Origin of the sequence: Xanthomarina sp. F1114 (assembly GCF_026410255.1) — a bacterium.
GTDB lineage: Bacteria > Bacteroidota > Bacteroidia > Flavobacteriales > Flavobacteriaceae > Xanthomarina.
On sequence record NZ_JAPMLL010000003.1, the window covers coordinates 174052 to 198829 of the forward strand.

The 24778-nt window shown below is 32.7% G+C and carries 25 protein-coding genes; 13 read left to right on the top strand and 12 right to left on the bottom strand.

All coding sequences use genetic code 11. The annotated features are described in order from the left end of the window. Positions 1–42: 42 nt before the first annotated feature. Positions 43–1023, top strand: coding sequence for a LuxE/PaaK family acyltransferase (locus OS188_RS03455; RefSeq protein WP_267147423.1), 981 nt, complete (start codon positions 43–45; stop codon positions 1021–1023). Between the two features lie 97 nt (positions 1024–1120). On the opposite strand, the gene tyrS is transcribed toward OS188_RS03455, so the two are convergent. Continuing rightward, complete coding sequence (gene tyrS, locus OS188_RS03460) at positions 1121–2428, bottom strand: tyrosine--tRNA ligase (protein WP_267147424.1); 1308 nt, start codon at positions 2426–2428, stop codon at positions 1121–1123. Between the two features lie 89 nt (positions 2429–2517). Here tyrS and OS188_RS03465 point away from each other — a divergent pair, with 89 nt between their 5' ends. Next, positions 2518–3525: an NAD-dependent epimerase/dehydratase family protein gene (locus OS188_RS03465; protein ID WP_267147425.1), complete on the top strand. Its 1008-nt coding sequence runs from the start codon at positions 2518–2520 to the stop codon at positions 3523–3525. Here the strand turns inward: OS188_RS03465 and OS188_RS03470 are convergent. Genes OS188_RS03470 through OS188_RS03480 form a run of 3 tightly spaced genes read right to left on the bottom strand, consistent with a single transcriptional unit; the run spans position 3522 to position 6057 of the window. Beyond that, complete coding sequence (locus OS188_RS03470) at positions 3522–3977, bottom strand: DUF4296 domain-containing protein (protein WP_267147426.1); 456 nt, start codon at positions 3975–3977, stop codon at positions 3522–3524. The two genes, OS188_RS03465 and OS188_RS03470, sit on opposite strands and share 4 nt — an antisense overlap. 11 nt (positions 3978–3988) lie before the next feature. Beyond that, positions 3989–5329: a dihydroorotase gene (locus OS188_RS03475; RefSeq protein ID WP_267147427.1), complete on the bottom strand. Its 1341-nt coding sequence runs from the start codon at positions 5327–5329 to the stop codon at positions 3989–3991. A 2-nt stretch (positions 5330–5331) separates the two neighbouring features. Next, positions 5332–6057 (bottom strand): polyprenol monophosphomannose synthase, encoded by a 726-nt coding sequence (locus OS188_RS03480; protein WP_267147428.1) that lies wholly within the window; start codon positions 6055–6057, stop codon positions 5332–5334. Between the two features lie 107 nt (positions 6058–6164). Between OS188_RS03480 and OS188_RS03485 the strand changes: the two genes are divergently transcribed. Both OS188_RS03485 and OS188_RS03490 read left to right on the top strand, forming a co-directional pair. Next, positions 6165–6818: a DUF4271 domain-containing protein gene (locus OS188_RS03485; protein WP_267147429.1), complete on the top strand. Its 654-nt coding sequence runs from the start codon at positions 6165–6167 to the stop codon at positions 6816–6818. A 13-nt stretch (positions 6819–6831) separates the two neighbouring features. Beyond that, on the top strand, positions 6832–7581 hold the full coding sequence (locus OS188_RS03490; RefSeq protein WP_267147430.1) for a uroporphyrinogen-III synthase: 750 nt from the start codon (positions 6832–6834) through the stop codon (positions 7579–7581). Between the two features lie 77 nt (positions 7582–7658). On the opposite strand, the gene OS188_RS03495 is transcribed toward OS188_RS03490, so the two are convergent. The 4 genes from OS188_RS03495 to OS188_RS03510 form a co-directional block, all read right to left on the bottom strand. After that, a complete protein-coding gene (locus tag OS188_RS03495; protein WP_267147431.1) occupies positions 7659–8651 on the bottom strand; it encodes a T9SS type A sorting domain-containing protein in 993 nt (330 codons plus the stop codon). A 338-nt stretch (positions 8652–8989) separates the two neighbouring features. Further along, positions 8990–9937: a T9SS type A sorting domain-containing protein gene (locus OS188_RS03500; RefSeq protein ID WP_267147432.1), complete on the bottom strand. Its 948-nt coding sequence runs from the start codon at positions 9935–9937 to the stop codon at positions 8990–8992. A gap of 105 nt (positions 9938–10042) precedes the next feature. Continuing rightward, on the bottom strand, positions 10043–11653 hold the full coding sequence (gene pckA / locus OS188_RS03505) for a phosphoenolpyruvate carboxykinase (ATP) (protein WP_267147433.1): 1611 nt from the start codon (positions 11651–11653) through the stop codon (positions 10043–10045). A 61-nt stretch (positions 11654–11714) separates the two neighbouring features. Then, entirely contained in the window at positions 11715–12110 is a 396-nt protein-coding gene (locus OS188_RS03510; protein WP_267147434.1) for a DUF423 domain-containing protein, read from the bottom strand. 80 nt (positions 12111–12190) lie between these two features. Here OS188_RS03510 and OS188_RS03515 point away from each other — a divergent pair, with 80 nt between their 5' ends. The 3 genes from OS188_RS03515 to OS188_RS03525 all read left to right on the top strand — a co-directional run bounded on the left by OS188_RS03515 (position 12191) and on the right by OS188_RS03525 (position 14768). Further along, positions 12191–13555: a saccharopine dehydrogenase family protein gene (locus OS188_RS03515; protein WP_267147435.1), complete on the top strand. Its 1365-nt coding sequence runs from the start codon at positions 12191–12193 to the stop codon at positions 13553–13555. A gap of 1 nt (position 13556) precedes the next feature. Next, positions 13557–14027 carry an Lrp/AsnC ligand binding domain-containing protein gene (locus OS188_RS03520; protein ID WP_267147436.1) on the top strand — a complete coding sequence of 157 codons (471 nt, stop codon included), beginning with the start codon at positions 13557–13559 and terminating at the stop codon, positions 14025–14027. 210 nt (positions 14028–14237) lie between these two features. Then, positions 14238–14768 (top strand): hypothetical protein, encoded by a 531-nt coding sequence (locus OS188_RS03525; RefSeq protein ID WP_267147437.1) that lies wholly within the window; start codon positions 14238–14240, stop codon positions 14766–14768. An 83-nt stretch (positions 14769–14851) separates the two neighbouring features. Here the strand turns inward: OS188_RS03525 and OS188_RS03530 are convergent, their stop codons facing one another. The 3 genes from OS188_RS03530 to OS188_RS03540 form a co-directional block, all read right to left on the bottom strand. Next, complete coding sequence (locus tag OS188_RS03530; protein WP_267147438.1) at positions 14852–15577, bottom strand: Bax inhibitor-1/YccA family protein; 726 nt, start codon at positions 15575–15577, stop codon at positions 14852–14854. Between the two features lie 95 nt (positions 15578–15672). After that, on the bottom strand, positions 15673–16371 hold the full coding sequence (locus tag OS188_RS03535) for a zinc metallopeptidase (protein ID WP_267147439.1): 699 nt from the start codon (positions 16369–16371) through the stop codon (positions 15673–15675). A gap of 149 nt (positions 16372–16520) precedes the next feature. Further along, the gene (locus tag OS188_RS03540) at positions 16521–19529 is read right to left on the bottom strand and encodes a leucine--tRNA ligase (protein WP_267147440.1); all 3009 of its coding nucleotides are present in this window, start codon (positions 19527–19529) and stop codon (positions 16521–16523) included. A gap of 124 nt (positions 19530–19653) precedes the next feature. Here OS188_RS03540 and OS188_RS03545 point away from each other — a divergent pair, with 124 nt between their 5' ends. The 5 genes from OS188_RS03545 to OS188_RS03565 all read left to right on the top strand — a co-directional run bounded on the left by OS188_RS03545 (position 19654) and on the right by OS188_RS03565 (position 23300). Then, entirely contained in the window at positions 19654–20532 is an 879-nt protein-coding gene (locus OS188_RS03545) for a cell division protein FtsX (protein ID WP_267147441.1), read from the top strand. Positions 20533–20662: 130 nt separating this feature from the next. Then, on the top strand, positions 20663–20932 hold the full coding sequence (locus OS188_RS03550) for a DUF3098 domain-containing protein (protein WP_267147442.1): 270 nt from the start codon (positions 20663–20665) through the stop codon (positions 20930–20932). 73 nt (positions 20933–21005) lie between these two features. Then, entirely contained in the window at positions 21006–21818 is an 813-nt protein-coding gene (locus OS188_RS03555; RefSeq protein ID WP_267147443.1) for an undecaprenyl-diphosphate phosphatase, read from the top strand. A 1-nt stretch (position 21819) separates the two neighbouring features. Continuing rightward, positions 21820–22515 (top strand): tRNA pseudouridine(55) synthase TruB, encoded by a 696-nt coding sequence (gene truB, locus OS188_RS03560; protein WP_267147444.1) that lies wholly within the window; start codon positions 21820–21822, stop codon positions 22513–22515. A gap of 59 nt (positions 22516–22574) precedes the next feature. Then, complete coding sequence (locus OS188_RS03565) at positions 22575–23300, top strand: energy transducer TonB family protein (RefSeq protein WP_267147445.1); 726 nt, start codon at positions 22575–22577, stop codon at positions 23298–23300. On the opposite strand, the gene OS188_RS03570 is transcribed toward OS188_RS03565, so the two are convergent. Beyond that, positions 23297–23899 (bottom strand): thioredoxin family protein, encoded by a 603-nt coding sequence (locus OS188_RS03570; RefSeq protein ID WP_267147446.1) that lies wholly within the window; start codon positions 23897–23899, stop codon positions 23297–23299. The genes OS188_RS03565 and OS188_RS03570 overlap by 4 nt on opposite strands. A gap of 262 nt (positions 23900–24161) precedes the next feature. Here OS188_RS03570 and OS188_RS03575 point away from each other — a divergent pair, with 262 nt between their 5' ends. Further along, a complete protein-coding gene (locus tag OS188_RS03575) occupies positions 24162–24746 on the top strand; it encodes a DNA-3-methyladenine glycosylase I (RefSeq protein WP_267147447.1) in 585 nt (194 codons plus the stop codon). The last annotated feature ends 32 nt before the right edge of the window (positions 24747–24778 follow it).

The following is a 24778-nucleotide window of genomic DNA, read 5'->3' on the forward strand; positions in this document are numbered from 1 at the left end:
CTTTTTTATTTTACATACTTTTGCAAGTAGACTGAATTTTATATGATAAACACAGCAGATATATTTAATATTAAAAATGAAAAGGACTTTGAAAAAACAGCTTTTCAGGTCTTCAAATTTCAGTTTGAACATAATGCTGTATATCGCTCCTTTTGCGATTTACTTTATAAAAATCCAAGTGATATTAACTCTATAGAAGACATTCCATTTCTTCCTATAGAATTTTTTAAAAGTCATGACATACTTAGCTCCAAAAAAACTATTGAAAAAACATTTTCAAGCTCTGGAACAACAGGAAGCATAACTAGTAAACACCTTATTACAGATTTAAGCATCTACGAAACTAGTTTCAATTTAGGCTTTAACCAGTTTTATGGAAGCGTAGAAGACTACACCATTCTGGCTTTACTACCTAGTTATTTAGAGCGCGATGGTTCTTCTTTAATTTACATGGTCGATGCTTTAATCAAACAATCTAAAAAGCCTAAAAGTGGATTTTATTTAGACAACCTTTCAGAGTTAAAAGACACACTCCTTCAATTGGAAGCCCAGGATGAAAAGATACTATTAATAGGGGTTAGCTTTGCTCTTTTAGATTTAGTGGAAAGCTACCAATTTCAGTTAAAAAACACAATTGTAATGGAAACTGGAGGTATGAAAGGAAGAAGAAAAGAGCTGATAAGAGACGAACTACATGATATTTTAAAAAGTGGTTTTGGTATTGAGCATATTCATAGCGAATATGGCATGACGGAGCTGTTAAGTCAAGCTTACTCGACAGGCAAAGGAATTTTTGAATGCTCTAAAAGCATGAAAGTATTTGCTAGAGATACCGAAGATGCCTTAAGTATTTTAAAAAACAATAAAACGGGAGGCATTAATATTATAGATTTAGCCAATGTATATTCCTGCTCGTTTATAGCTACTCAAGACTTAGGTCGTGTTTATAAGGATGGTACTTTTGAGATAATTGGGAGATTTGACAACTCAGATATTAGAGGTTGTAATTTAATGGCTCTATAATTGCATAACAGCTGTCAACATTGCTATTAAAAAACTAAATTTTTATTAAGTTATTGTAATAAATAACAACGTCCCGAAAAAATCGGGACGTTGTTATTTAAATCGCTTTAATTATATAGGTGTTTTTCTTCCCTTTATTAAGAATAATATATTTATTGTTTATTAAGTCATCGGTTGTTAAATTATAAGACTCATCTACTTTCTCTTTGTTTACAGATATAGCATTTTCTTTTAATGCTCGTCTAGCTTCGCTATTGGAGTTTAAGAAACTTGTTTTTGCCGATAAAGCAGCTATCATATCTATTCCTTCTTTTAAATCTGCTTGAGATATTTTAGCTTGTGGCACGCCTTCAAAAACATCTAAAAAAGTAGCTTCGTCTAATGTTTTAATATCTTCTTTAAACGACTTACTAAAAAGGATGTTTGATGCTTTTTCTGCATTTTCAAAATCTGATTTAGAGTGTACAAAAGTTGTTACCTCCTCAGCTAATCGTTTTTGTAACAAACGTAAATGTGGTGTTTGTTTATGATCTTCAATTAAGGTTTCAATAGTTTCTTTATCTAAAAAAGTAAATATTTTTATGTATTTCTCAGCATCTTCATCGCTAGTATTCAACCAAAATTGGTAAAACTTATACACTGAAGTTTTATCTGCATCCAACCAAATATTTCCTCCTTCACTTTTCCCGAATTTAGAACCATCAGCTTTCGTAATCAATGGGCAAGTCATAGCAAAAGCTTTTGCTTCTACCCCAACATTCATCCGCCTTACTAACTCAGTTCCTGTAGTAATATTACCCCATTGGTCGCTACCTCCCATTTGCATTAAACAATTATAGTTTTTATGCAAGTAATAAAAATCGTAACCCTGAATTAATTGGTAAGTAAATTCTGTAAACGACATCCCTACACTTCCTTCTTCGCCAGAAAAACGTTTTTTAACGGAGTCTTTAGACATCATATAATTTACAGTAATACGCTTTCCAACATCTCTAGCAAAATCTATAAAGGAGAAAGTCTTCATCCAGTCGTAATTATTAACTAAAACAGGAGCGTTTTTAGTTTTAGAATTGAAGTCTAAAAACCGAGAAAGTACACTTTTTATACCAGCAACATTTTTATTCAAAGCTTCTTCATCTAACAAATTACGCTCATCGCTTTTCCCAGAAGGATCTCCAATCATTCCTGTAGCACCTCCAACCAAAGCCATTGGTTTATGACCTGCTTTTTCCAGATGAACTAATAAAATAATAGGAACAAGACTTCCTATATGAAGGGAGTCTGATGTTGGATCAAAGCCTATATACGCTGTGGTACTCTCTTTACTCAATTGCTCTTCAGTTCCGGGCATGATATCTTGTACCATACCTCTCCAACGTAGCTCTTCAACAAATTTATTAGCCATTTTTTCTAGGTTTTAATTTTTAAGTGGCAAAGATAAAAATCAATGAATAATTATAGGCTCTTTAAGTAATAATTCTTTACTTTAGTTTTATGATATTAGTTACCGGAGGCACTGGATTGGTTGGATCGCACTTACTGCTAGAATTGGCATTGAAAAATAAAGCTATAAAAGCTATTTATAGAGATGAAAAAAAACTAACTACCGTAAAAAAGATATTTTCTTACTATAATAAGAATTCTGAAGAACTCTTTAATAAAATAGAATGGGTTCAAGCTGATTTATTAGACATTCCACTATTAATAGATGCTTTTAAAAACGTAAAATATGTTTACCACTGTGCTGCTCTTGTTTCTTTTGAACCAAACAAATATCACGAATTACGAAAAACGAATATTGAGGGAACAGCTAATATTGTTAATCTCTGTGCTTCCAGCCAGGTTGAAAAACTCTGTTATGTAAGTTCTATTGCTACCTTAGGAAAAACTCTTGACAATACAGATGTGGATGAAGACACCATCTGGAATCCTGAATCCGACAATAGCCTATACGGGATTACAAAATATGGAGCTGAAATGGAAGTTTGGCGTGGTATTCAGGAAGGTTTGAACGCCGTAATTGTTAACCCGGGAGTTATACTTGCTCCAGGCATTTGGAACTATGGGAGCGGACATATTTTTAAAAAAGTCTATAATGGCTTAGCATATTACACCGAAGGAACTACCGGATATATCGATGTATTTGATGTAGTGAACTCCATGATTCAACTTATGGAAAGTTCTACTAAAAACGAACGTTTTGTTTTAGTGGCAGAGAACCAATCTTACAAAAATTTTATAATAGAAGTAGCAAATTCTTTACAAGTAAAACGACCTACAAAGAAAGCGAAAGTTTTTCTTTTAAGTATAGCATGGAGAATGGACTGGCTAAAAAGCAAATTAACAGGAGAAAGAAGGATACTAAGCAAACAGTTGGCTAATACTTTAGTTACAAGCACGACTTACAGTAGTGATAAAATTAAAACCCTTTTAGATATTCAGTTTAAGCCTGTAAACAAAAGCATAGAAGAAGTGTCCAAAAAATTTCTGAAAGAACATTAATTTTTACTCGACGCTTCCTCCTGTAGCACATTAGTATTGATAAGTGCTTTTGTTGGACGCTTAGTCTTTTTTATAGAATCCAATTTTCTTTCCTCGATTTTTTCTACTTCTAAAGCAGCATCATAAATTTCTTTAAGCGTTTTTAAACTGTCGTTAACTTTGCTTATAATATCCTCGTAATCATTTAAGTTGTAAGTATAATACTCGTTACTTGAAATAAATTGAAGACTATCTATATTATATTTTTGATAAATATATTGATCTGGAACAACACCATTATTTTCCAAAGTTATTTTATTAAGTCCCTTAGCTGAGTTTACTATGGATACATCTAATAAAATACTTACCATTTTTTCTTTAGAGATTAAATTCTTCGGTTTTTTGCGCTTTTCAAAATTAGAACAAGAGCATACAAAAGCAACCAACACTAAAAGGGTTATAAAGTTTTTCATTTGTTAGACTTTTATCTATTAAAAGTTAGTCTTCTTCCTTGCTTTGAAGCTATAACCTTTGAGTTTTCAAAAACCAATTCTCCATTTAATATCGTATGGGTAACTCTAGATCTAAAGGTAGTACCTTCAAATGGCGACCAACCGCATTTATATAAAATATTTTGTTTATTTACTGTCCAAGGTTGATTGAGGTTAACAATTACCAAATCGGCAAAATAACCTTCTTTAATAAAGCCTCGTTTTTCAATATCAAATAATATGGCAGGATTATGACACATTTTTTCCACAACTTTTTCTAAAGAAATTTGTCCTTTATGATGAGTTTCTAAAATAGCTACTAAAGCATGTTGAACCAATGGACCTCCAGAAGGCGCTTTGGTATATACATTATTCTTTTCTGCTATGGTATGAGGTGCGTGATCTGTCGCAAGCACATCTATTCTTCCATCTAAAAGCGCTTTCCATAAAGCCTCTCGGTCTTTAGAAGTTTTAACCGCTGGGTTCCATTTAATTAAAGTTCCTTTACTTTCGTAGTCTTCATCGCTAAACCATAGATGATGCAAACAGACTTCTGCAGTAATTTTCTTGTCTTTTAACGGAATTTTATTGGTAAACAGTTTGGTTTCTATGGCTGTCGACACATGGAAAACATGTAATCTTGCACCCGTTTTCTTAGCCAGCTCAATGGCCTTAGAAGATGAAATATAGCAAGCTTTATCACTTCTAATTTGAGGATGAAATTTTATTGGAATATCGTCTCCATATTCATTTTTATAGTTTTCCAAGTTAGCTTGGATAGTGGCTTCATCTTCGCAGTGTACAGAAATAATCATATCTGTACTAGAAAATATTTTTTCTAAAACCTCTGGATTATCCACTAACATATTTCCAGTTGAGGAGCCTAAAAACAATTTTAGCCCGGCAACTTCTTTTGGATTTACCTTTAGTATTTCATCTAAATTATCGTTAGTTCCGCCAAACATAAACGAGTAATTTGCAGACGAGGTTTCTGAAGCAATTTTAAATTTATCGTTTAAAGCTTCTATTGTCGTTGTTTGCGGGTTGGTATTGGGCATCTCTATATATGACGTGATTCCACCTGCAATAGCTGCTTTAGATTCGGTTTCTATAGTTGCTTTTTCTGTTAATCCTGGCTCTCTAAAATGCACCTGATCATCAATAACTCCAGGAATAACATAATTCCCCTCTGCATCGATTATCTTAACATTAGAAGATTTAGCACTTATAGAATTAGAGATTTCCTTTATAATATCATTTTCTACAAGAATATCGCCTTCAAAAATTTCTCCTTCATTAACAATTCTTGCGTTCTTAATCAGTATGGTTTTCATAATTATTTCGGATTGAAAATACTTTTTAACTTCATTTTAATTACACCAAAAATGGCTTCGGAAATAATGCTACCACTCATTTTAGACTTTCCTTTTCTTCTATCTGTAAAAATTACAGGTATTTCTACAATTTTAAACTTTTTTAGATAAGCTTTAAATTTCATTTCAATTTGAAAGGCATAGCCTACAAACTCAATATTATCTAAATTTATTGTCTCTAGTACCTCTCTTTTATAGCATACAAACCCAGCTGTTGTATCCTCAATTTTCATTCGTGTAATAAACCTTACATATTTTGAAGCAAAATACGAGAGCAAAATTCTGCTCATAGGCCAATTAACAACATTAACTCCTTTTATATATCTAGAACCTATGGCTACATCTGCATGATTTACATGGCAAGCATTATATAATTTAATTAAATCGTTTGGATCATGCGAGAAATCGGCATCCATTTCAAAAATATACTTATAGTCCTTTTCTAAGCACCATTTAAATCCGGCAATATAAGCTGTTCCTAAACCTGTCTTTTTCTTTCGTTCTAAGAGGAATAGTTCGTCTTTAAACTCTTCTTGTAATTCCTTTACTTTTCCACCTGTTAAATCAGGTGAATTATCGTCTACCACCAAAACATTAAATGCCTTGTTTTGGGAGAATACAGCCCTTATAATCGCTTCTATATTCTCAATTTCATTATAGGTGGGAATAATGACAATTGTGTCGCTCATCGAAAAGTTTATAATTTCAACAAATGTAAACTATTTAAAAGAGATAGTTTTTTAAAAATTCCTTAAAAACTTGAAACAAGTATGAATTTTTATAATAATTTTACAAAATGTTACGTCCTGAATTTTCATACGATTTTTTCACTATTTTAATAATAGTAAGCCTTGTATTTGTTGCTGTAACCAAACTGCTATTTGAGAAAAGATTTAATCAGTTTACTTCTATTTTAATCAACTCCAGTTACTTAAAAATTTACTCTAAAGATCAACGATTCATAGATTTATTTGATAGTCTTCTATTTATAAACTTGCTTTTTTCTACGGCAATTTTTAGTTTTATTAGCTATTCTGTGCTTTTTGAACCTTTAGAAATAAGCTATACTTTTATTACAAAACTCTGTCTTGGAGTTGGTTCTTTTATATTAATTAAAACACTTGCAGAAAGGCTCTTAGGTAGTCTATTTAATATAGACACTCTGCTAGACAGGTATCTGTTTCAGAAAACAAGTTACAAGAATTTTTTAGGGCTTGTATTAATACCAATAAATATTATTTTGCTTTATAGCATAAGTCCAAGCAAACCCATAATTCTAATAGCTATTGTCTTATTACTACTTATAAATATTATAGGCCTGCTTACTTCTTACAAATCAAATCTTAATTTAATTAAAAGAGACTTTTTCTATTTTATTTTATATCTTTGCACACTCGAAATTGGGCCTTATGTAATTTTATATAAGGTTCTTATAGAAACCAAAGTTTAACACATACTAGCCTATGAAAGTGAAAACAATTTTAGTGTCTCAACCAGAACCTAAAATAGAAAATTCGCCCTACTTTGATCTCCAAGAAAAGCAAAAAGTTAAAATAGACTTTAGACCTTTTATACATGTCGAAGGAGTTGATGCCAAAGAAATAAGAATTCAAAAAGTTGATTTAAACAATTACTCAGCAATTATTTTAACCAGTAGAAATGCCGTAGATCATTTTTTTAGAGTAGCAGAAGAAATGCGCTTTAAAGTCCCTGACTCTATGAAATATTTTTGCCAGTCGGAAGCTGTAGCTTATTACCTTCAAAAGTATGTAGTTTATAGAAAACGTAAAATTTATGTTGGAAAACGTAATTTTGCTGAGCTTTCGCCTTTAATCAAGAAATACAAAGACGAGACCTTTTTACTGCCTACTACTGATAAATTAAAGCCTGAAGTTCCTAAAATTTTAAACGAACTAAACCTTAATTGGAAAATGGCTGTTTTCTATAAAACTGTTATTAGTGACCTGTCTGATTTAGCTAATGTTTATTATGACATATTAGTATTCTTTAGCCCATCTGGAATTGATTCTTTATTTCATAACTTCCCAGATTTTCAACAAAAAGACACAAGAATTGCTGTTTTTGGAAACACAACTATTAAAGCTGCTGAAGAAAAAGGACTAAGAGTTGATATTGCTGCTCCAAGCCCAGAAACACCATCTATGACCATGGCTTTAGAAAAGTACATTAATGGTGCAAACAAAAAGAAATAAATTGTAGAAAGATAGACGATAAAACAAAAAAAGAGCAGTTTACAAACTGCTCTTTTTTGTTGAGTTTAATTAACAACCTATCTAATAACTAATTTTTTAGTATCGACTCTTTGATCAGATTCAAATCTTGCCAAATATATTCCAGAAGCTAACCCTGAAACATCTATTAAGTTATCTGTTTGATTCAAGTTCTTTGTAAGAACTACTTTTCCGGTAATGCTACATATATTTATTACGGCATGGCTTGTGTTAACAGCAACATGTAATACTTCGTTTACTGGGTTTGGATACATGTTAAATGCAACTTTGTTTAATTCTTCCAAACCTAACGATGAGCAATAGCTTTCAGGTATCTCGGGCCAAGTAGCGCATTCTGCCTCATCCGAGACAGGCTGAGTTATATCATCAAAAATCCAATATGCATGATCCCATAAATGAGGATCAGAAGAATCATCAACAAACAAACACTTTAAACATGGTGTATAATCGCCAACATAAAACACCATATTTGCGCAGTTCCCATTGCGTAAATCGGCAAAGACCAGTGGATTTGTCTTAACATCAACATGATCTATAACTACATTTTGAGTTAAATCTAAACTAGGAATTTGATTCCCTCTAACGTTTAAATCTTTGAGCGCAATATTAGTTGTAACATCCAAATATTGTAAGTTACAAAAAGTAAATTTCAATTTAGTTATATTGACTAAACCGGTTACATTAATTGATGACAAATTAGAACACCCCGTACCATCAACAGTTAATAAAGAAGTACAACTTGTCAAATCAACATTATTAATCCCCGTATTATAACCAAAATCAAGACCACTTATACTAGTAAAGGACTCAATGCCCGTCAAATCACTAATCCCCTTATTAACAACATTTAAGGTCCCTGTAAATGAATTAGCATCAGAGGTTAAAATTCGATTATCTAAAATGCCTTCTGAGTCAATTCCGTCATTAATTAGCTCTTGTTCAAAATTGCTATCTGGTATAGCTGTGTATTGTGCATAGGCCATAGAATATGAGACAAAACAAATTAGTATGAAGTACATATTTTTTTTCATAATGTAATATTTTATAAATAATTATAACTGAGTGAATATTTCCTTATATAAAATTACTGCATAATAAAAAGGGAACAAAACATATAGTCTGCTATGTAACAGAAAATTATGTGCTTTATCCATTTTTATTTAGAAGTAAAAGGAATTTGTAGGCCTTCTTTTACAAAATAAAAAGAGACTTCTAAAACTCGTTATGAAACTTTTAGACAGCTACATTTATCAATCTTATTAAGATACTTTAAATTTAACACCTGTTTTTAAGTGAAATTTAAATCAAAGAAAACAATGAAGAACTCCTTCTATAAAATCAGTCTCTTTTCTATAAACTCAATATAAAGTTATTGAATAATTAACTTTTTAGTATCTACTTGTTTGCCCGAAGTAAATTTGGCCACATAAATCCCTGAAGGTAATCCAGATATGTCAATTAAATTCTCTCCCTGAATTAAGGATTTATTAAAAACCTCTTTCCCCATAATATTATAAATACTTAGAAAAGAGTTGTTTTTTAAAGCGGATACGTAAATAGAATCTGTTGTTGGATTAGGATACATATTAAATGATAGTTTCTGAACCTCATCTACAGATACGGTTAAACACACTCCTGGATCTTCGCAAAAACAACTAAGAAGGTCTTTAATCCAAAATGGTAAATCAGGGGTAGAAATATCATCAATAAGGATACAATCTAAATTTGAATTATAATCTGAATTGAAATAATCAATATGTGCATTATTCCCATTTCTCATATCTAAAAATGTTAAATTATTATTTTTAACATCCAATACGGTCAAAGCTGAGTTTTGAGAGAAATCCATATAAGAAAGATTATTTATTCTTAAGAGTGCAATACTAAGTGCAGAGTTTGTGGACACATCTAAAGATGTTAGTCCAACTTTCTTAAAGTTAATTTCTGTTAAGTTAACAAGTCCATTAAGGTTGACTGACGTCATACTTAAACAGCCACGGCCATCCACAGTTTGCAGAGCTGTACATCCGGAAAGATCCACACTAGTAATCCCCAGATTATATCCAAACTCAAGCCCTGTGATACTAGTAAAAGCTTCGATTCCTGTTAAATCATTTATACCTTTATTATTTACAATAATTATACCCGAGTAAGCATTAGCTACTGAAGTTAATATCTGACCATCTAAAGAACCAGTGTCAATTCCTGCATTTATCAACTCCTGTTCGAATTGAGCATCTGGAATAGCTGTATATTGACCGTAGGAAAAGGAAATAAAGCTAAGACAAAGGACTACTAAATAAGTAGTTTTTTTCATGTTAATAAATTTCAAATTTATAAGATAAAATTAAACATTATTGATTTGAAGCCCATAAAAAAAGTCAGCTAAATAGCTGACTTTAATGTAGTTTGTCTAAATAATTTATTTCACATTTGGAGCACCTGCCATAATTTCGTCGTTGGCAAATTCTTCAAATTTCTTAAAGTTATCTCTAAAAGATTCAGATAATTTATAGGCTGCTTTATAATAACCTTCATCATCGTTCCAAGTTGCTCTAGAACTTAACACTTCGTCCGGTACTCCTGGACAAGATTTTGGCTGATTTAATCCAAAAACAGAGTGTTTTCTATACGTCTCAGCACTCATCTCATCAAGATCTCCGTTAAGAGCTGCAGCAATCATAGCTCTTGTGTATTTCAATTTAATTCTACTACCAACGCCATAAGGACCACCAGTCCAGCCTGTATTTATTAACCAAACTTTTACTCCAGATTCTTTCATCTTTTCACTTAACATTTCAGCATATTTAGTTGGATGCAGAGGCATAAAAGGTGCTCCAAAACAAGCTGAAAAACTTGGTAAAGGCTCGTCTATTCCCGCTTCTGTTCCTGCAACTTTAGCTGTATAACCTGAAATAAAGTGGTAAGCAGCTTGCCCAGGAGTTAGTCTGGAAATTGGAGGCAATACACCAAAAGCATCTGCTGTTAAGAAGAAGATGTTTTTAGGATTTTCTCCTATAGAAGGTACTTGAATATTTTTAATATGATATATTGGATAACTTACACGGGTATTTTGTGTAATGGTGATGTCTTCAAATTGAACTACACCTTTATCATTCATAATCACGTTTTCCAAGATAGCTCCAGGCTTAATTGCATTAAAGATATCCGGCTCGTTTTCTTCACATAAGTTAATAACCTTCGCGTAACAACCTCCTTCAAAGTTAAATACTTTATTGTCTTTAGTCCAACCGTGCTCATCATCTCCAATTAATTTACGAGATGGATCTGCAGAAAGCGTTGTTTTTCCTGTTCCAGAAAGTCCAAAGAAAATAGCTGTATCTCCTTTTTCTCCAACATTTGCACTACAGTGCATTGGTAAGGTATTTTTAAATACTGGAAGAATAAAGTTTAAGGCAGAGAAAATACCTTTTTTAATTTCCCCAGTATATCCTGTTCCTCCAATAAGTGCTATTTTTCTGGTAAAATCTAAAATAGCAAAATTATGTTGTCTAGTTCCATCTACTTCTGGATCCGACATAAATCCTGGAGCATTTACAATGGTCCATTCTGGAGTAAAGGTTTTTAATTCGTCTTCTGTAGGACGTAAAAACATGTTATGAGCAAACATATTGCTCCAAGGTGTTTCTGTTATAACACGGATATTTAATTTGTAATTTTCGTCTGCGCAAGCATAACTATCTCTTACAAAAACTTCTTTTTCAGACAAATAAGCAGTTACCTTATCGTATAACTTCTGAAACTTATCCGATTCGAAAGGAATATTAATGTCTCCCCACCATACTTTATCTTCAGTAATACTATCTTTTACTATAAAACGGTCTTTAGGTGACCTTCCAGTAAATTCTCCAGTATTTACAGCTAATGCTCCTGAAGATGCTTCCACACCTTGTCCTTTAGCAATAGTACTGTCGTGAAGTTGTTTAGGAGTTAATTGATATTGTACTTTCGCATTTTTAATTCCATACGATTCTAATGAAACCGTATTAGATGCTTGGGTATGATCTACCATAATTTGTGTTGTGTTGTTTAAAGTGCAAAATTATAATTTTATTTTGAAGTAAGCGCCTATTTTACAAATTATCAGCCTTGACTTTTAAAAAGTTTATTAACAATACCAGCCAGGATATTATTAACATCAGACCTCCAATTGGAGTTATAAATGCTATACTTTTAAAGTTAAAACCTGTAAGCTCGTTGGTAGCCAATCCATAGATGGAACCAGAAAAAAATAAGAGTCCTATTAAAACCAGATAAAAGATGCTTTTTTTAGATTTCTCATTTACATAATTCGAGCCTCCAACAAATAACAGTAAAATAGCATGATACATTTGATATCTAACGCCAGTTTCAAAGGTTTGTTGTGCTTCTAACGAAATCAACTCTTTTAATCCATGAGCAGCAAAAGCACCTAAAACTACGCTTAAAACTCCTAAAATAGCAGCTGCAATCAATATCCTTTTGTTCATATAAAATAAGTTAATGAGTTTTATAAAACCCTTAGTATTTATTACATTCGTAGCTGCAAAAATACTCAACTTATCTCATTATGCGAAAGATTTTAATTATTGGTGCAGGAAAATCTGCATCTTACCTTATAAAATACCTATTAAACAAATCGGAAAAAGAGAACTTACTTATTATTGTAGGTGATGTCAACTTTTCGAACGCTAAAAAACTTATTGGAGATCATGAAAATGCACAAGCCATCATGCTTGATGTTTTTAATAAACAATCCAGAGAACAAGCTATTCAAAATGCCGACATAGTTGTTTCTATGTTGCCTGCAAGATTTCATATAGAAGTAGCCAAAGACTGTATTAGCTTTAATAAAAATATGGTTACTGCTTCTTACGTAAGCGAAGAAATGCAGAATTTAGATAGAGCTGCTAAGGAAAAAGGACTTGTTTTTATGAATGAAATTGGAGTCGACCCTGGATTAGACCATATGAGCGCCATGCATATAATTGATAGAATTCGTGATGCTGGTGGAAAAATGATCCTTTTTGAGTCCTTTACAGGAGGTTTAGTTGCTCCAGAAAGCGACAACAACTTATGGAACTACAAATTTACTTGGAACCCAAGAAACGTTGTGGTTGCGGGACAAGGAGGTGCTGCAAAATTCTTACAAGAAGGCACCTATAAATACATTCCTTATAACCGATTATTTAGAAGAACTGAATTTCTAGATGTAGAAGGTTACGGACGTTTTGAAGGTTATGCCAATAGAGATTCTCTAAAATACCAATCGGCTTACGGATTAGAACACGTAAAAACTCTTTATCGTGGAACCATGCGTCGCGTTGGCTTCTCTAGAGCTTGGAACATGTTTGTACAACTAGGAATTACGGATGACAGCTACACCATTGACGATAGTGAAAACATGAGCTATCGCGACTTTATAAATGCATTTTTACCTTATAGTCCAACAGATTCTGTAGAGCTTAAATTTAGACATGCTCTAAAAATAGATCAAGATGATATTGTTTGGGATAAACTCATGGAACTAGATATTTTTAGTAATAAAAAAATGGTCGAACTAAAAAGAGCAACTCCTGCACAAATACTTCAAAAAATATTAGAAGATAGCTGGACTTTAGAAGATCATGAAAAAGATATGATTGTAATGTATCATAAATTTGGATACGAACTTGATGGTAAAAAACACCAAATAGATTCTACCATGGTTACTTTAGGTGAAGATAAAGTATATACATCTATGTCTAAAACAGTTGGCTTACCAGTAGCAATTGCAACCTTAGCTATTTTAAATGAACAGATAGTAACTCCTGGAGTTCAAATTCCTATTAATAAAGAGGTATACGAACCTATTTTGAAAGAATTAGAATCCTACGGAATTGTTTTTACTGAAAATGAAGTACCTTATTTAGGATACAATCCATTAAACGTATAATTTGAAAGTTGTCAATCAAAATATTGAAATAGACGGAATTGATAAGGCTATATTAAGAGCCTTAATGAATGATGCCAGAACCCCCATCTTGGAAATTGCCAGACAAGTGGGGATTTCTGGTGCCGCTATTCATCAGCGCCTAAGAAAGCTTGAGAAATCAGGGATTATTTCTGGCTCTAAATTTGTTATTAATCCCAAAGTTTTAGGTTATACAACTATGGCTTTTATTGGTATTTACTTAGATAAAGCTATTAGTAACCCAGAAGCAGTAAAGCAACTTAAAAAAATTCCTGAAGTCCTAGAATGCCACTATACCACAGGTAACTGGAGTATTTTTATTAAGATTCTTTGTAGAGACAACGAGCACTTAATGCATTTATTAAATAAAGATATCCAATCTATTGAAGGCGTTTCTAGAACAGAAACCTTTATCTCTTTAAATCAACAAATAGATAGACAGATAAAAATTTAATTAGAGGTTTAATTCATAAATTCAACCCTATAATTCTTTAGTTTTTTACTGTTCAAAATATTCCAAATGTTTTTCTATTTGGATTAGATTCTAATTTAGATAGTTACAACATACCTTCTTAATTAGTACTGTTTCAAAAATATTTATTACATTGGATGCATGTTTTTACTAAAACATAAAAAACCTAAATCTATACCTAAACCCTAAAACATGAAAAACCTACGTATTTTTACAATCTTATTTTTATCTGTTATTGCACTGTCTTGTAGTAGTGACGACGATAATACCAACAACGACAATAATCCTCCTGCCCAAGACCCAGGATTTCAAGCCCAAATTAATGGTGGCACTTTCTCCGACTATAATTTTACAGTTGGAGTATATGAAATTACAAAAGGAACAAATGGTAACACTTTAAGTATTGATATTGCCGACAGTAATGGCGAAATGGTTACTTTATTTTTAAATGGAACTGGTGGTTTTAGTAGCGGAACGGTTAAAGAAATGGGAAATATTGATTCAAATAATTTCACAAATTACATCTTAATCAGACAACAACAGCCAATGGTTTCCTACTATTCTTCTAGCGGAAGTGTTACAATTACTAATAATCGAGAACACCCAACAAACCCTGGACACCGTTTAATTTCGGGTGAATTTAGCACCATAGCTTCTTCTGTAGATGGTAATTATACAACATCCATGACGGGTTCTTTTACAGAATTAGAATATGCCGATTAATTCTTGTGTCCTTATAGATATATTTTTTAAACCAAAAAGCTCCTGAAATTTTCAGGAGCTTTTTTATATAATATATTTTAGTATTAATCTCTGGACATAAAAATACTCAGTACATACCAGAATAGTAACATTAAAGACGCAAATAGACCTAAAGCAGCCGGAATATAATCGTCCGTTGTATATTTGTTAACCATATTAGATGTTTGGTACAAAATAGAGCCTCCTGCCAATAAACACATCCCAACAGAAAACCAAAGTCCTAAATTAAACCCAAACAAAGTTCCTGCAATAATTAGTCCAATGGCTATAAAAAATCCAATAGTTAAACCTGTTCTTAAAAACGAAAAATCTTTTTTAGTTACAAAAACCACAGCAGACAAGCCTGTAAACAAAGCAAGTGTTACAATTGCAGCCTGATTCAAAATTTCTGGTCCAGAATCCATATAATAAGCCGCAATATAGATTAAAGGCACAAAAATAAAGGCCTCAGCCAAAATATATAAGCCGAAAGCTAGATATTGTTTGTTTTTATCTGGCGACTTCATAGTCATTTTTTCAGCATAGTTAGTTATAAACATAAAACCTCCTAACATAATAAGCCATCTGTATCCTTCTGTCATAGATAATGCAAAATTCACAATGGTATCACTTTGAAGTAATAAATATTCAAATAAAATAAACACCAAAACACCTCCTGCAACATGTGCATATGTATTTTTATAAAATGCAACCCTATCTGTTTCAGATAGTGCACCTATTAAGACTTTAGAATCTGTAGGTTGTAATGGGGTTTGAGAATGATCTTCCATAAATAGTATTTTAGTTTGTTAAATGTACTAAAAAAAATAAACCGAACGTCTTTTTTAAAAGGCATTCGGTTTTAATAATTATATTTTATTTTACTTTAATCTCTACTGCCTCCAAAAACTTGTAAAGCCCAATACATCAATGAAGCTAATGCACCAATGGCTGCAACTAAGTATGTTCTTGCCGCCCATTTAAGCGCATCTTCAGAACCTTTATACTCTTCTGGAGTAACCATGTTTTTAGCTTTTAACCAAGCTAAAGCCCTGTTACTTGCATCGTACTCTACAGGAAGTGTAATAAAACTAAAAACAGTAGCCATTCCCATAAAAATTACACCCAAAACAGCTACATACCAACCTAAGCCAACGCCTGCTGCTCCACCTAAAATTAAACCTCCAATTATTAACCATTGAGACATGCCAGAGGTAACACTTACCATAGGCACCAAAGTAGAACGCATTTGCAACCAGCTATAAGCCTGTGCATGTTGAACAGCGTGACCACATTCGTGTGCTGCTACTGCTGCCGAAGCTGCATTTCTCTGACTGTAAACAGACTCACTTAAATTTACAGTTTTATTTTTAGGGTTATAATGGTCTGTAAGCTTTCCTGGAGTTGAAATTACCTCAACATCGTAGATACCATTATCTGCCAACATTTTCTCTGCAATTTCTTTTCCACTCATGCCATTTTGTAATTGCACTTTAGAATAGAAAGCAAACTTCTTTTTTAATTTATTGCTTACCATCCAACTTACAAGTCCAATGGCTCCAATTAATATATAATATCCAATCATTTTTTTTCTGTTTTAATAGATAAAGTTATATGTGTTATAGCAAATAGTACGCCAAATGTTTGTTGAGAAATTTTGTCAGATTTTCACTGTCATTTCTTGATAAGTGACAACAACTTCATGTCTAAAAGCAACTTATCCCTCTTGTTGTTTTATCCAACAATATTCACAATTTTTCCTGGAACAACAATTACTTTCTTTGGGGTTCTACCTTTTAATTGTTCTATTGTTTTCTCATGAGCCATAACAGTGGTTTCAATATCTTCTTTACTCATATCCATTGGTAATTCTAAAGTAAAACGCATTTTACCATTAAATGAAATAGGGTAATTCTTAGAACTTTCTACCAAATGACTTGCATCGAATACTGGAAAAGGAGCAGTAGCTATAGAATTACTATTTCCTAATTGACTCCATAACTCTTCAGTAATATGTGGAGCATAAGGAGACAATAAGACTAATAAAGGTTCCAAAACAGCTTTGCTTGTACACTTTTGACTTGTAAGCTCGTTAACTGCAATCATAAAAGTAGATACAGACGTGTTAAAAGAAAAGCTCTCAATATCTTCTTCTACTTTTTTTATGGTTTTATGAAGTGTTTTAAGGTTGTCTTTAGTTGGTTCGTTATCATTGACATTTAAACCATTTTCGCCTACATATAACTTCCATAATTTTTTAAGAAAGCCATGAACTCCAGAGATTCCAGCCGTATTCCAAGGTTTAGCCTGCTCTAATGGGCCTAGGAACATTTCGTAAAGGCGTAAACTATCTGCACCGTAATCATGACAAATACTATCAGGATTTACCACATTATATTTAGATTTAGACATTTTTTCGACCTCCCGACCTACTTTATAAACATCATTATCACCTGTTATAACAGCTCCTTTTTCTCCAATAAAAATGGCGTCTTTAAAATCTTCTCCAAATTCGCTGTCATTTCTTAGTCCATCTATGTCCAATTCATCTGAAGCGTTTACATATTCTACTTTTACATGGATTGGCAAAGGAACAACTATCAAACTATTTAATTCCTTAGTGTCTTTCTGTAAATCTGCAATTTCCGCAAGTTTAGATTTAAGCTCTGTTAGGTAGTTTCTATTTGATTCTAAATCTCCCTTACTAATAAATTCTGCATGTGAGATATAAATATTTTTTAATTTTTTCAGTATTGGACTACTAATCTTCTCTTCTTCTCTAGGATTAGCAAAAGCATAACTCAATCGATAAACAAAAGCACTTGTTCCAAGTATCATCCCTTGGTTAATCAGCTTTTTAAATGGCTCTTCTACCCCAACAAAGCCTCTGTCTTTCATAAATTTCACCCAAAAACGTGAGTATAATAAATGTCCTGTGGCATGTTCGCTTCCTCCAATGTATAAATCGACATTTTCCCAGTATTTAAGTGCTTCTTCACTTGCAAACTCTTGGTCGTTATGTGCATCCATATATCTAAAGAAGTACCAAGAACTTCCTGCCCACCCAGGCATGGTGTTTAACTCAAGTGGAAATACGGTTTCATTATCAATCATCTCGTTACTAACCACCTGATTCCTATTAGAATCCCAGGCCCAAACATCGGCACGACCTAAAGGTGGCTCGCCGGTTTCGGTTGGCAAATATTTTTCTACGTCTGGTAAACGAATTGGCAAATGTGCTTTATCAATCATTTGTGGCATACCATTTACATAATATACAGGAAATGGTTCTCCCCAATAACGTTGTCTAGAAAAGACAGCATCACGCAATCTGTAATTGGTTTTACCTTCGCCTTGACCTAATTGTTCTAATTCAAAAATAGCTCGTTTGGTAGCTTTTTTGTAATTCATTCCGTTTAAGAAATCGCTATTTGCAATTACTGTGTTTTCTTTGTCAGAATAAGCTTCCTTAGAAATATCAACACCTTCAAAGATATTAGGAATTGGAATATTAAAATGTTTAGCAAAATCGTAATCACGTTGGTCGCCGCATGGAACCGACATAACTGCTCCTGTTCCATAACCTGCTAAAACATAATCTCCAATCCAAATTGGAATAGGTTCTTTGCTAAACGGATGTTCTGCATAAGCACCTGTAAACACGCCTGAAATAGTTTTTACATCTGCCATTCTATCACGTTCGCTACGTTTTGCAGTGGCTTGAATATAGGCTTCCACTTCAAGTTTTTGTTCTGGGGTTGTAATTTGCGAAACTAAATGGTGTTCTGGAGCTAAAGTCATAAATGATACCCCGAAAATGGTATCAGGTCTTGTTGTAAAAACTTCGATGACCTCATCGTGATTATTCACATTAAAAGAGACAGAGGCTCCAACCGATTTTCCAATCCAATTTTTCTGACTTTCTTTTAAGGAATCTGTCCAATCTATAGTATCTAATCCTTGCAATAATCTTTCAGCATAAGCCGAAATTCGCATAGACCATTGGGTCATTTTTTTTCTTAGAACTGGATGTCCACCGCGTTCCGAAACGCCGTTTACTATTTCATCATTTGCTAAAACGGTTCCAAGTGCAGGACACCAGTTTACTTCAGTTTCAGCTAAATAAGTTAATCTGTATTGTAATAGTATTTCTTGTTGTTTTATAGAAGAAAAGCTGTTCCATTGTGCTGCATTAAACACATCTACATTATCATCACAAACAGCTTCCACAGCAGCATTTCCTTCCAGTGCAAAAATTTTGACTAACTCATCTATAGGAAAAGCTTTGTTTGTGTGCTTGCAATACCAAGACTCAAATAATTGAATAAAAATCCATTGGGTCCATTTATAATAATTTGGATCTGAGGTTCGAACTTCTCGGCTCCAATCGAAAGAAAACCCAATTTGATCTAATTGGCGTCTATAGGTTTTAATATTCTCTTCTGTTGTTACAGCTGGATGTTGCCCTGTTTGAATAGCATACTGTTCTGCAGGTAATCCAAAACTATCGTAGCCCTGTGGGTGCAATACATTAAATCCTTTATGACGTTTATAACGGGCATAAATATCGGAGGCAATATAACCTAGTGGATGTCCAACATGTAATCCGGCTCCACTTGGATAAGGAAACATATCTAGTACGTAGTATTTAGGTTTGTCGCTACTATTATCGGCTTGAAACGTTTTGTTTTCTGCCCAATATTTTTGCCATTTGGCCTCGATGTCGTTAAAATGGTATTGCATTGTCTTATTTTTCGCTTGTAAAAGCGCAAATTTAAACTTATTATAAGAATATTGAAAGTTTAAACGTTTTAAACCACAAGAGAATAGATTTCTTTTATATTTTTACATCGTTAACAAAATATCTATGAGTTCTTCTTTTGAAAATTATCAAAAACGAAGATTAATTTCTTCTTATTTTTCAGTGGTACTAAGCATTGCTCTGGTCTTATTTTTATTAGGCTTACTTGGTCTATTGATAATAAATGCAAAAAAAGTTTCCGATCACTTTAAAGAACAAGTGGTGGTAACTATTTATTTGAAAGAAGTAGCTAAAGATGTAGAAATAAAGCAGCTTGAAAAAAGCTTAGCACTTTCTGAGTATGTAAAATCGACCGAATTTGTTTCCAAAGAACAGGCTGCAGAATCTATGAAAGCCGAAAATGGCGAAGATTTTATGGAATTTCTTGGATATAATCCGTTACAAAACTCGATAGATGTACATTTAAAAGCCGATTTTGTCACTTCAGAACATTTAGAAACTATTAAAGACGAAGCACTTTCAAAAAACTTTGTGGATGAAGTACGCTATGATAATGATTTAGTAAACTTGATGAATGATAACGTAAAAAAAATAAGCTTTTGGGTGTTAGTATTAAGTGGTGTTTTTACTTTAATTGCCGTTTTATTAATTAATAGTTCCATTCGGTTATCAGTTTATTCCAAACGTTTCACCATTAAAACCATGCAGATGGTTGGTGCCACAAAGCAATTTATTAGAAGACCTTTTGTATGGAAAAGTGTGCGCTTAGGAATTATTGGAGCTATAGTTGCTTTATTAGGTGTGGCTGTTGTTCTTTATTATTTAAATGAAACTTTCCCTGAGTTAAACCTATTACAGAACCCTATTCTTATTGGAGCTTTGTTTGCTGGCATCTTTTTATTAGGCATAGTTATTACTTGGATAAGTACGTTTATTGCAACACAACGTTTCTTAAATTTAAAGACAGATCAACTTTACTATTAATTCAAAAACATATTAAGATTTTAAAACTTAGAAACAGGTAGCATCCTTTTTTAGAATCTGTTAACGTTATAGTTTAAATAAAACTGTTACTTTGCGCTTTCTAAGTTTTAGTGGATTAAATATAAATATCATGGGAGAACAAAAACGTAAGGAGCAAACAGAAAGCACCTTTATCTTCGGGAAAAGAAACTATAAATTCATGCTAATTGGTTTAGCGTGTATTGCTGTTGGATTTATTTTAATGTCTGGTGGTGGAAGCGACGACCCTAATGTTTTTAGCCCAGACATTTTTAGTTTTAGACGTATTAGATTGGCTCCAACTTTAGTTCTTATTGGTTTTGGAATTCAGGTTTATGCTATTTTATTAAAACCCAAGAAAGATAATAGTTCAAATCAATAATTTACACACTTACTTTTAAACAAATTCCTATTAAAATTGGAATTTGCTGCCTAACTATCGATTATTTTTCTCCATGGATTTATTAGACGCTATTATTCTAGCCATTATTGAAGGAATTACAGAGTATTTACCAGTATCATCAACAGGACACATGATTATTGCCTCGTCCTTTATGAAAATTGCTAGCGACGATTTTACAAAGCTTTTCACTATTGTTATTCAGCTTGGCGCCATTCTAGCCGTTGTTGTTTTATATTGGAAACGCTTCTTTCAAAGTCTCGACTTTTACTTCAAATTATTAGTAGCATTTATTCCAGCTGTAGTTTTAGGACTTCTATTAAACGATTTTATTGACGATCTTTTAGAAAGTCCGCTTACTGTAGCAATTTCCTTAATAATAGGGGGTTTTATTCTTTTAAAAGTAGACGATTGGTTTAAAGCCAATGAAATAGTAGACGAAAACAATCCCACTGCACACACGGAAATAAGTTATATAACTGCATTAAAAATTGGTTTTTTCCAATGTTTAGCCATGATTCCAGGAACATCCAGAAGTGGAGCTTCTATTGTGGGAGGAATGACTCAAAAACTAAATAGAAAAACAGCTGCCGAGTTTTCCTTTTTTCTAGCAGTTCCAACTATGTTTGGAGCTACTGCCAAGAAATTATACGATTATTACCAAGCAGGCTTTGAATTAAATAGTGATCAAATCAATTATTTAATTGTTGGAAATGTAATTGCCTTTGTTGTTTCTTTAATTGCCATTAAATCGTTTATTGATTATTTAAGCAAAAAAGGATTTAAGATTTTTGGATATTATAGAATCGTGTTAGGAATTTCTCTAATTATTATCCATTACTTTATTTATAGTCTAACTACCATTTAAAATGTTAACAGCTGAAGATTACCTTTCCGGACAAGTTTTATTAATAGACAAACCTTTACACTGGACCTCATTTCAGGCGGTAAATAAACTACGTTGGGAAATACGTCATGCCTTCAACATTAAAAAAATAAAAGTTGGTCATGCAGGAACTTTAGATCCTCTTGCAACAGGCTTATTGATTATTTGCACTGGAAAAATGACCAAGCAAATTAACACATTTCAAGGGCAAGAAAAAGAATATACCGGAACCTTTGTTTTGGGTGGGACAACGCCTTCTTTCGATTTAGAAACTGAAATTACCGAAACATTTCCTACAGAGCATATTACAGAAAAAGCAATCCACGAAGCTACCAAACAATTTATTGGTGAAATAGACCAATTCCCTCCCGTTTTTTCAGCTATAAAAAAAGACGGGAAGCGCTTATACGAATTTGCTAGAGCGGGGGAGGAAGTTGAAATTAAACCAAGAAAAATTACAATTTCAGAATTTGAAATTACAGCTATAGACAATAATAAGCTCCACTTTAGAGTAGTTTGCAGTAAAGGAACTTATATTCGTTCTTTAGCTAACGATTTTGGAAAAGCACTAAACTCTGGTTCTCATTTATCTGTTTTAAGACGCACAAAAATTGGCGACTTTCATGTTGATAATGCACTAAGTCCTGAAGCCTTTATAGAAAGCTTAACAACCAAATAGCCCTATTTTTCGTATATTAGTTTGAAGCAGAGCAAGCTTTTACACCCAACATTTTACTTTTGAATTTATCAGACAAACATAAAGCACTTTTAATTACCTTTTTGGTTTCAGGAACCATCTTACTTCTATTATTCAGTTTTCATATTACAAAACAAACAGAATTAATGGCAGAAAGTTACTATTTATTGGAACCTGAAGAACCAAAAACACCAGAAGAACTTGAGGCAGAAAAATTAGCAGAAGCCGAAGAGAAACCAAGTTCTCAAACTAACAAAGCCTTCAACGAAACTCAAGATTATAAGAAATTTGCTCAAGCATATCAGCCCATAGCACCTCCAAAGGATTATGTACCAACGCCTTCGGAAGACTTGTCTGAAAATGAAAATTTAGAACCAAGTAATACCAATGCGGCTTCAGAAATAGACGAGGATGTATTATCTTCTTACAGTAGTGTAAACCAAATATTAAACAAAAGAAAACCAAGCAATAGCAGCCAGTCTGTTAATAAAAACAGTAGCATGCACTATTCCTTGGTTAATAGAACGCATAAATATTTACCAACTCCTGTTTACTTATGTGAGGAGGGTGGAAAAATAGTTATTAATATTACGGTAAATACCTCTGGTCTGGTTACAGACACTTATGTCAATGCTTCTTCCAGTTCTGATAATGAATGTTTAAAGCAACATGCCTTATCTTATGCTAAAGATGCTCGATTTAGTACAGATGCTTCAAAAGCATCTCAAATTGGCACAATTACTTTTTACTTTAAGGGTAAAAATTAAACTGAAACTGCAAGTAGACTCATTAAGTCGCTCATCACACTTTGACCTTTATCTTTGTTGTACCATTGTTGTAATTCTTCCTTAATCTCCGGAGTTATCTCTCCATGTTTTGCTTTATAATCAACAACTAACTTTGTTGCTTCAGCAGGTCTTGGACCAAATGAACTAATCACTTTATTAGTAGCATCGTCTATAATTATCAACTTAGGAATAGATTTTCCGCCATTGGTTAAAAACTGATTCATTAAAGCGTCATTGTCATCACGAAGCACCAATTTTAAATTAATATTTTCGTTTAATTCTGCTAATTTATTAAATACAGGAATTACATGTGCTGCGTCTCCACACCAGCTTTCTGCAAGTACCAACCATGTTTGTTTGGTATCAATATTAGCCAGATCTTTTTTGGTATTATCCGAAACTTTTAAAGTTTTATCCCAACGTTTCATACGCTGTTCGTTCAACTTGGTATATTCTACCATGTCTTCACTTTTATCATTTCCTGTTGTGGATTGATTTTCCACCATTTGTCCCATTAATTCTCTATATGCTTGATAAGACATACTCTTAGTCAAACTATCTTTTATTATTTGATCCATCTGTTATTAAAAATATTTTTACAAAAATAAGAGCTTAATCTTATTTCAAGTATGATTTATGTCATATCTATGTCTATCTTTAACCCAATAACTTACAAGAAATAAAGTTTTTATTAAATTGAAATGAACCTTTTTGACCCCTTATAGTGATTTCTACTAATATGAAGTATTAATAGTTACTTAAAACAAAAATTACAAGGTTTTACTGTACTAAAAAAGATAATGAGGTTTCCATTTCCGTAGAAACGACAATAACTATTCAATGAAAAATCAAAAAATACATAAATGTGGTTGGTGTGTTGGAGACGACTTATACGAAGCCTATCATGATGAAGAATGGGGTGTTCCAGTAACAGATGATGCAACCTTATTTGAGTTTTTAGTTCTTGAAACCTTCCAAGCTGGTTTAAGTTGGATTACCATTCTACGAAAACGTGAAAACTTTAGGGAAGCTTTTGATCACTTCGATTATAAAAAAATTGCAAACTACAAGCAAACTAAAATTGATAGCCTGTTGCAAGATGTCGGCATTGTTAGAAACAAGCTAAAGGTAAATGCCACAATTACGAATGCTAAATTATTTATGGAAATCCAAGAAGAGTATGGTAGTTTTAGCAATTACGTTTGGAAGTTTGTTGACGGAAAACCTATTATAAATACTGTGAAAAATTACAAAGATGCGCCAGCAACTACCACTGTTTCTGATGCCTTGAGTAAGGACTTAAAAAAACGTGGTTTTAAGTTTGTTGGTTCCACAGTTATGTATGCATTTATGCAAGCAACAGGTTTGGTAAACGACCATGAAATTGAGTGTTTTAGATATAAGGAAGTGCATAATCTAAGTTAAGAGAAATTTAGCGATTTTTAATCAATAACTAA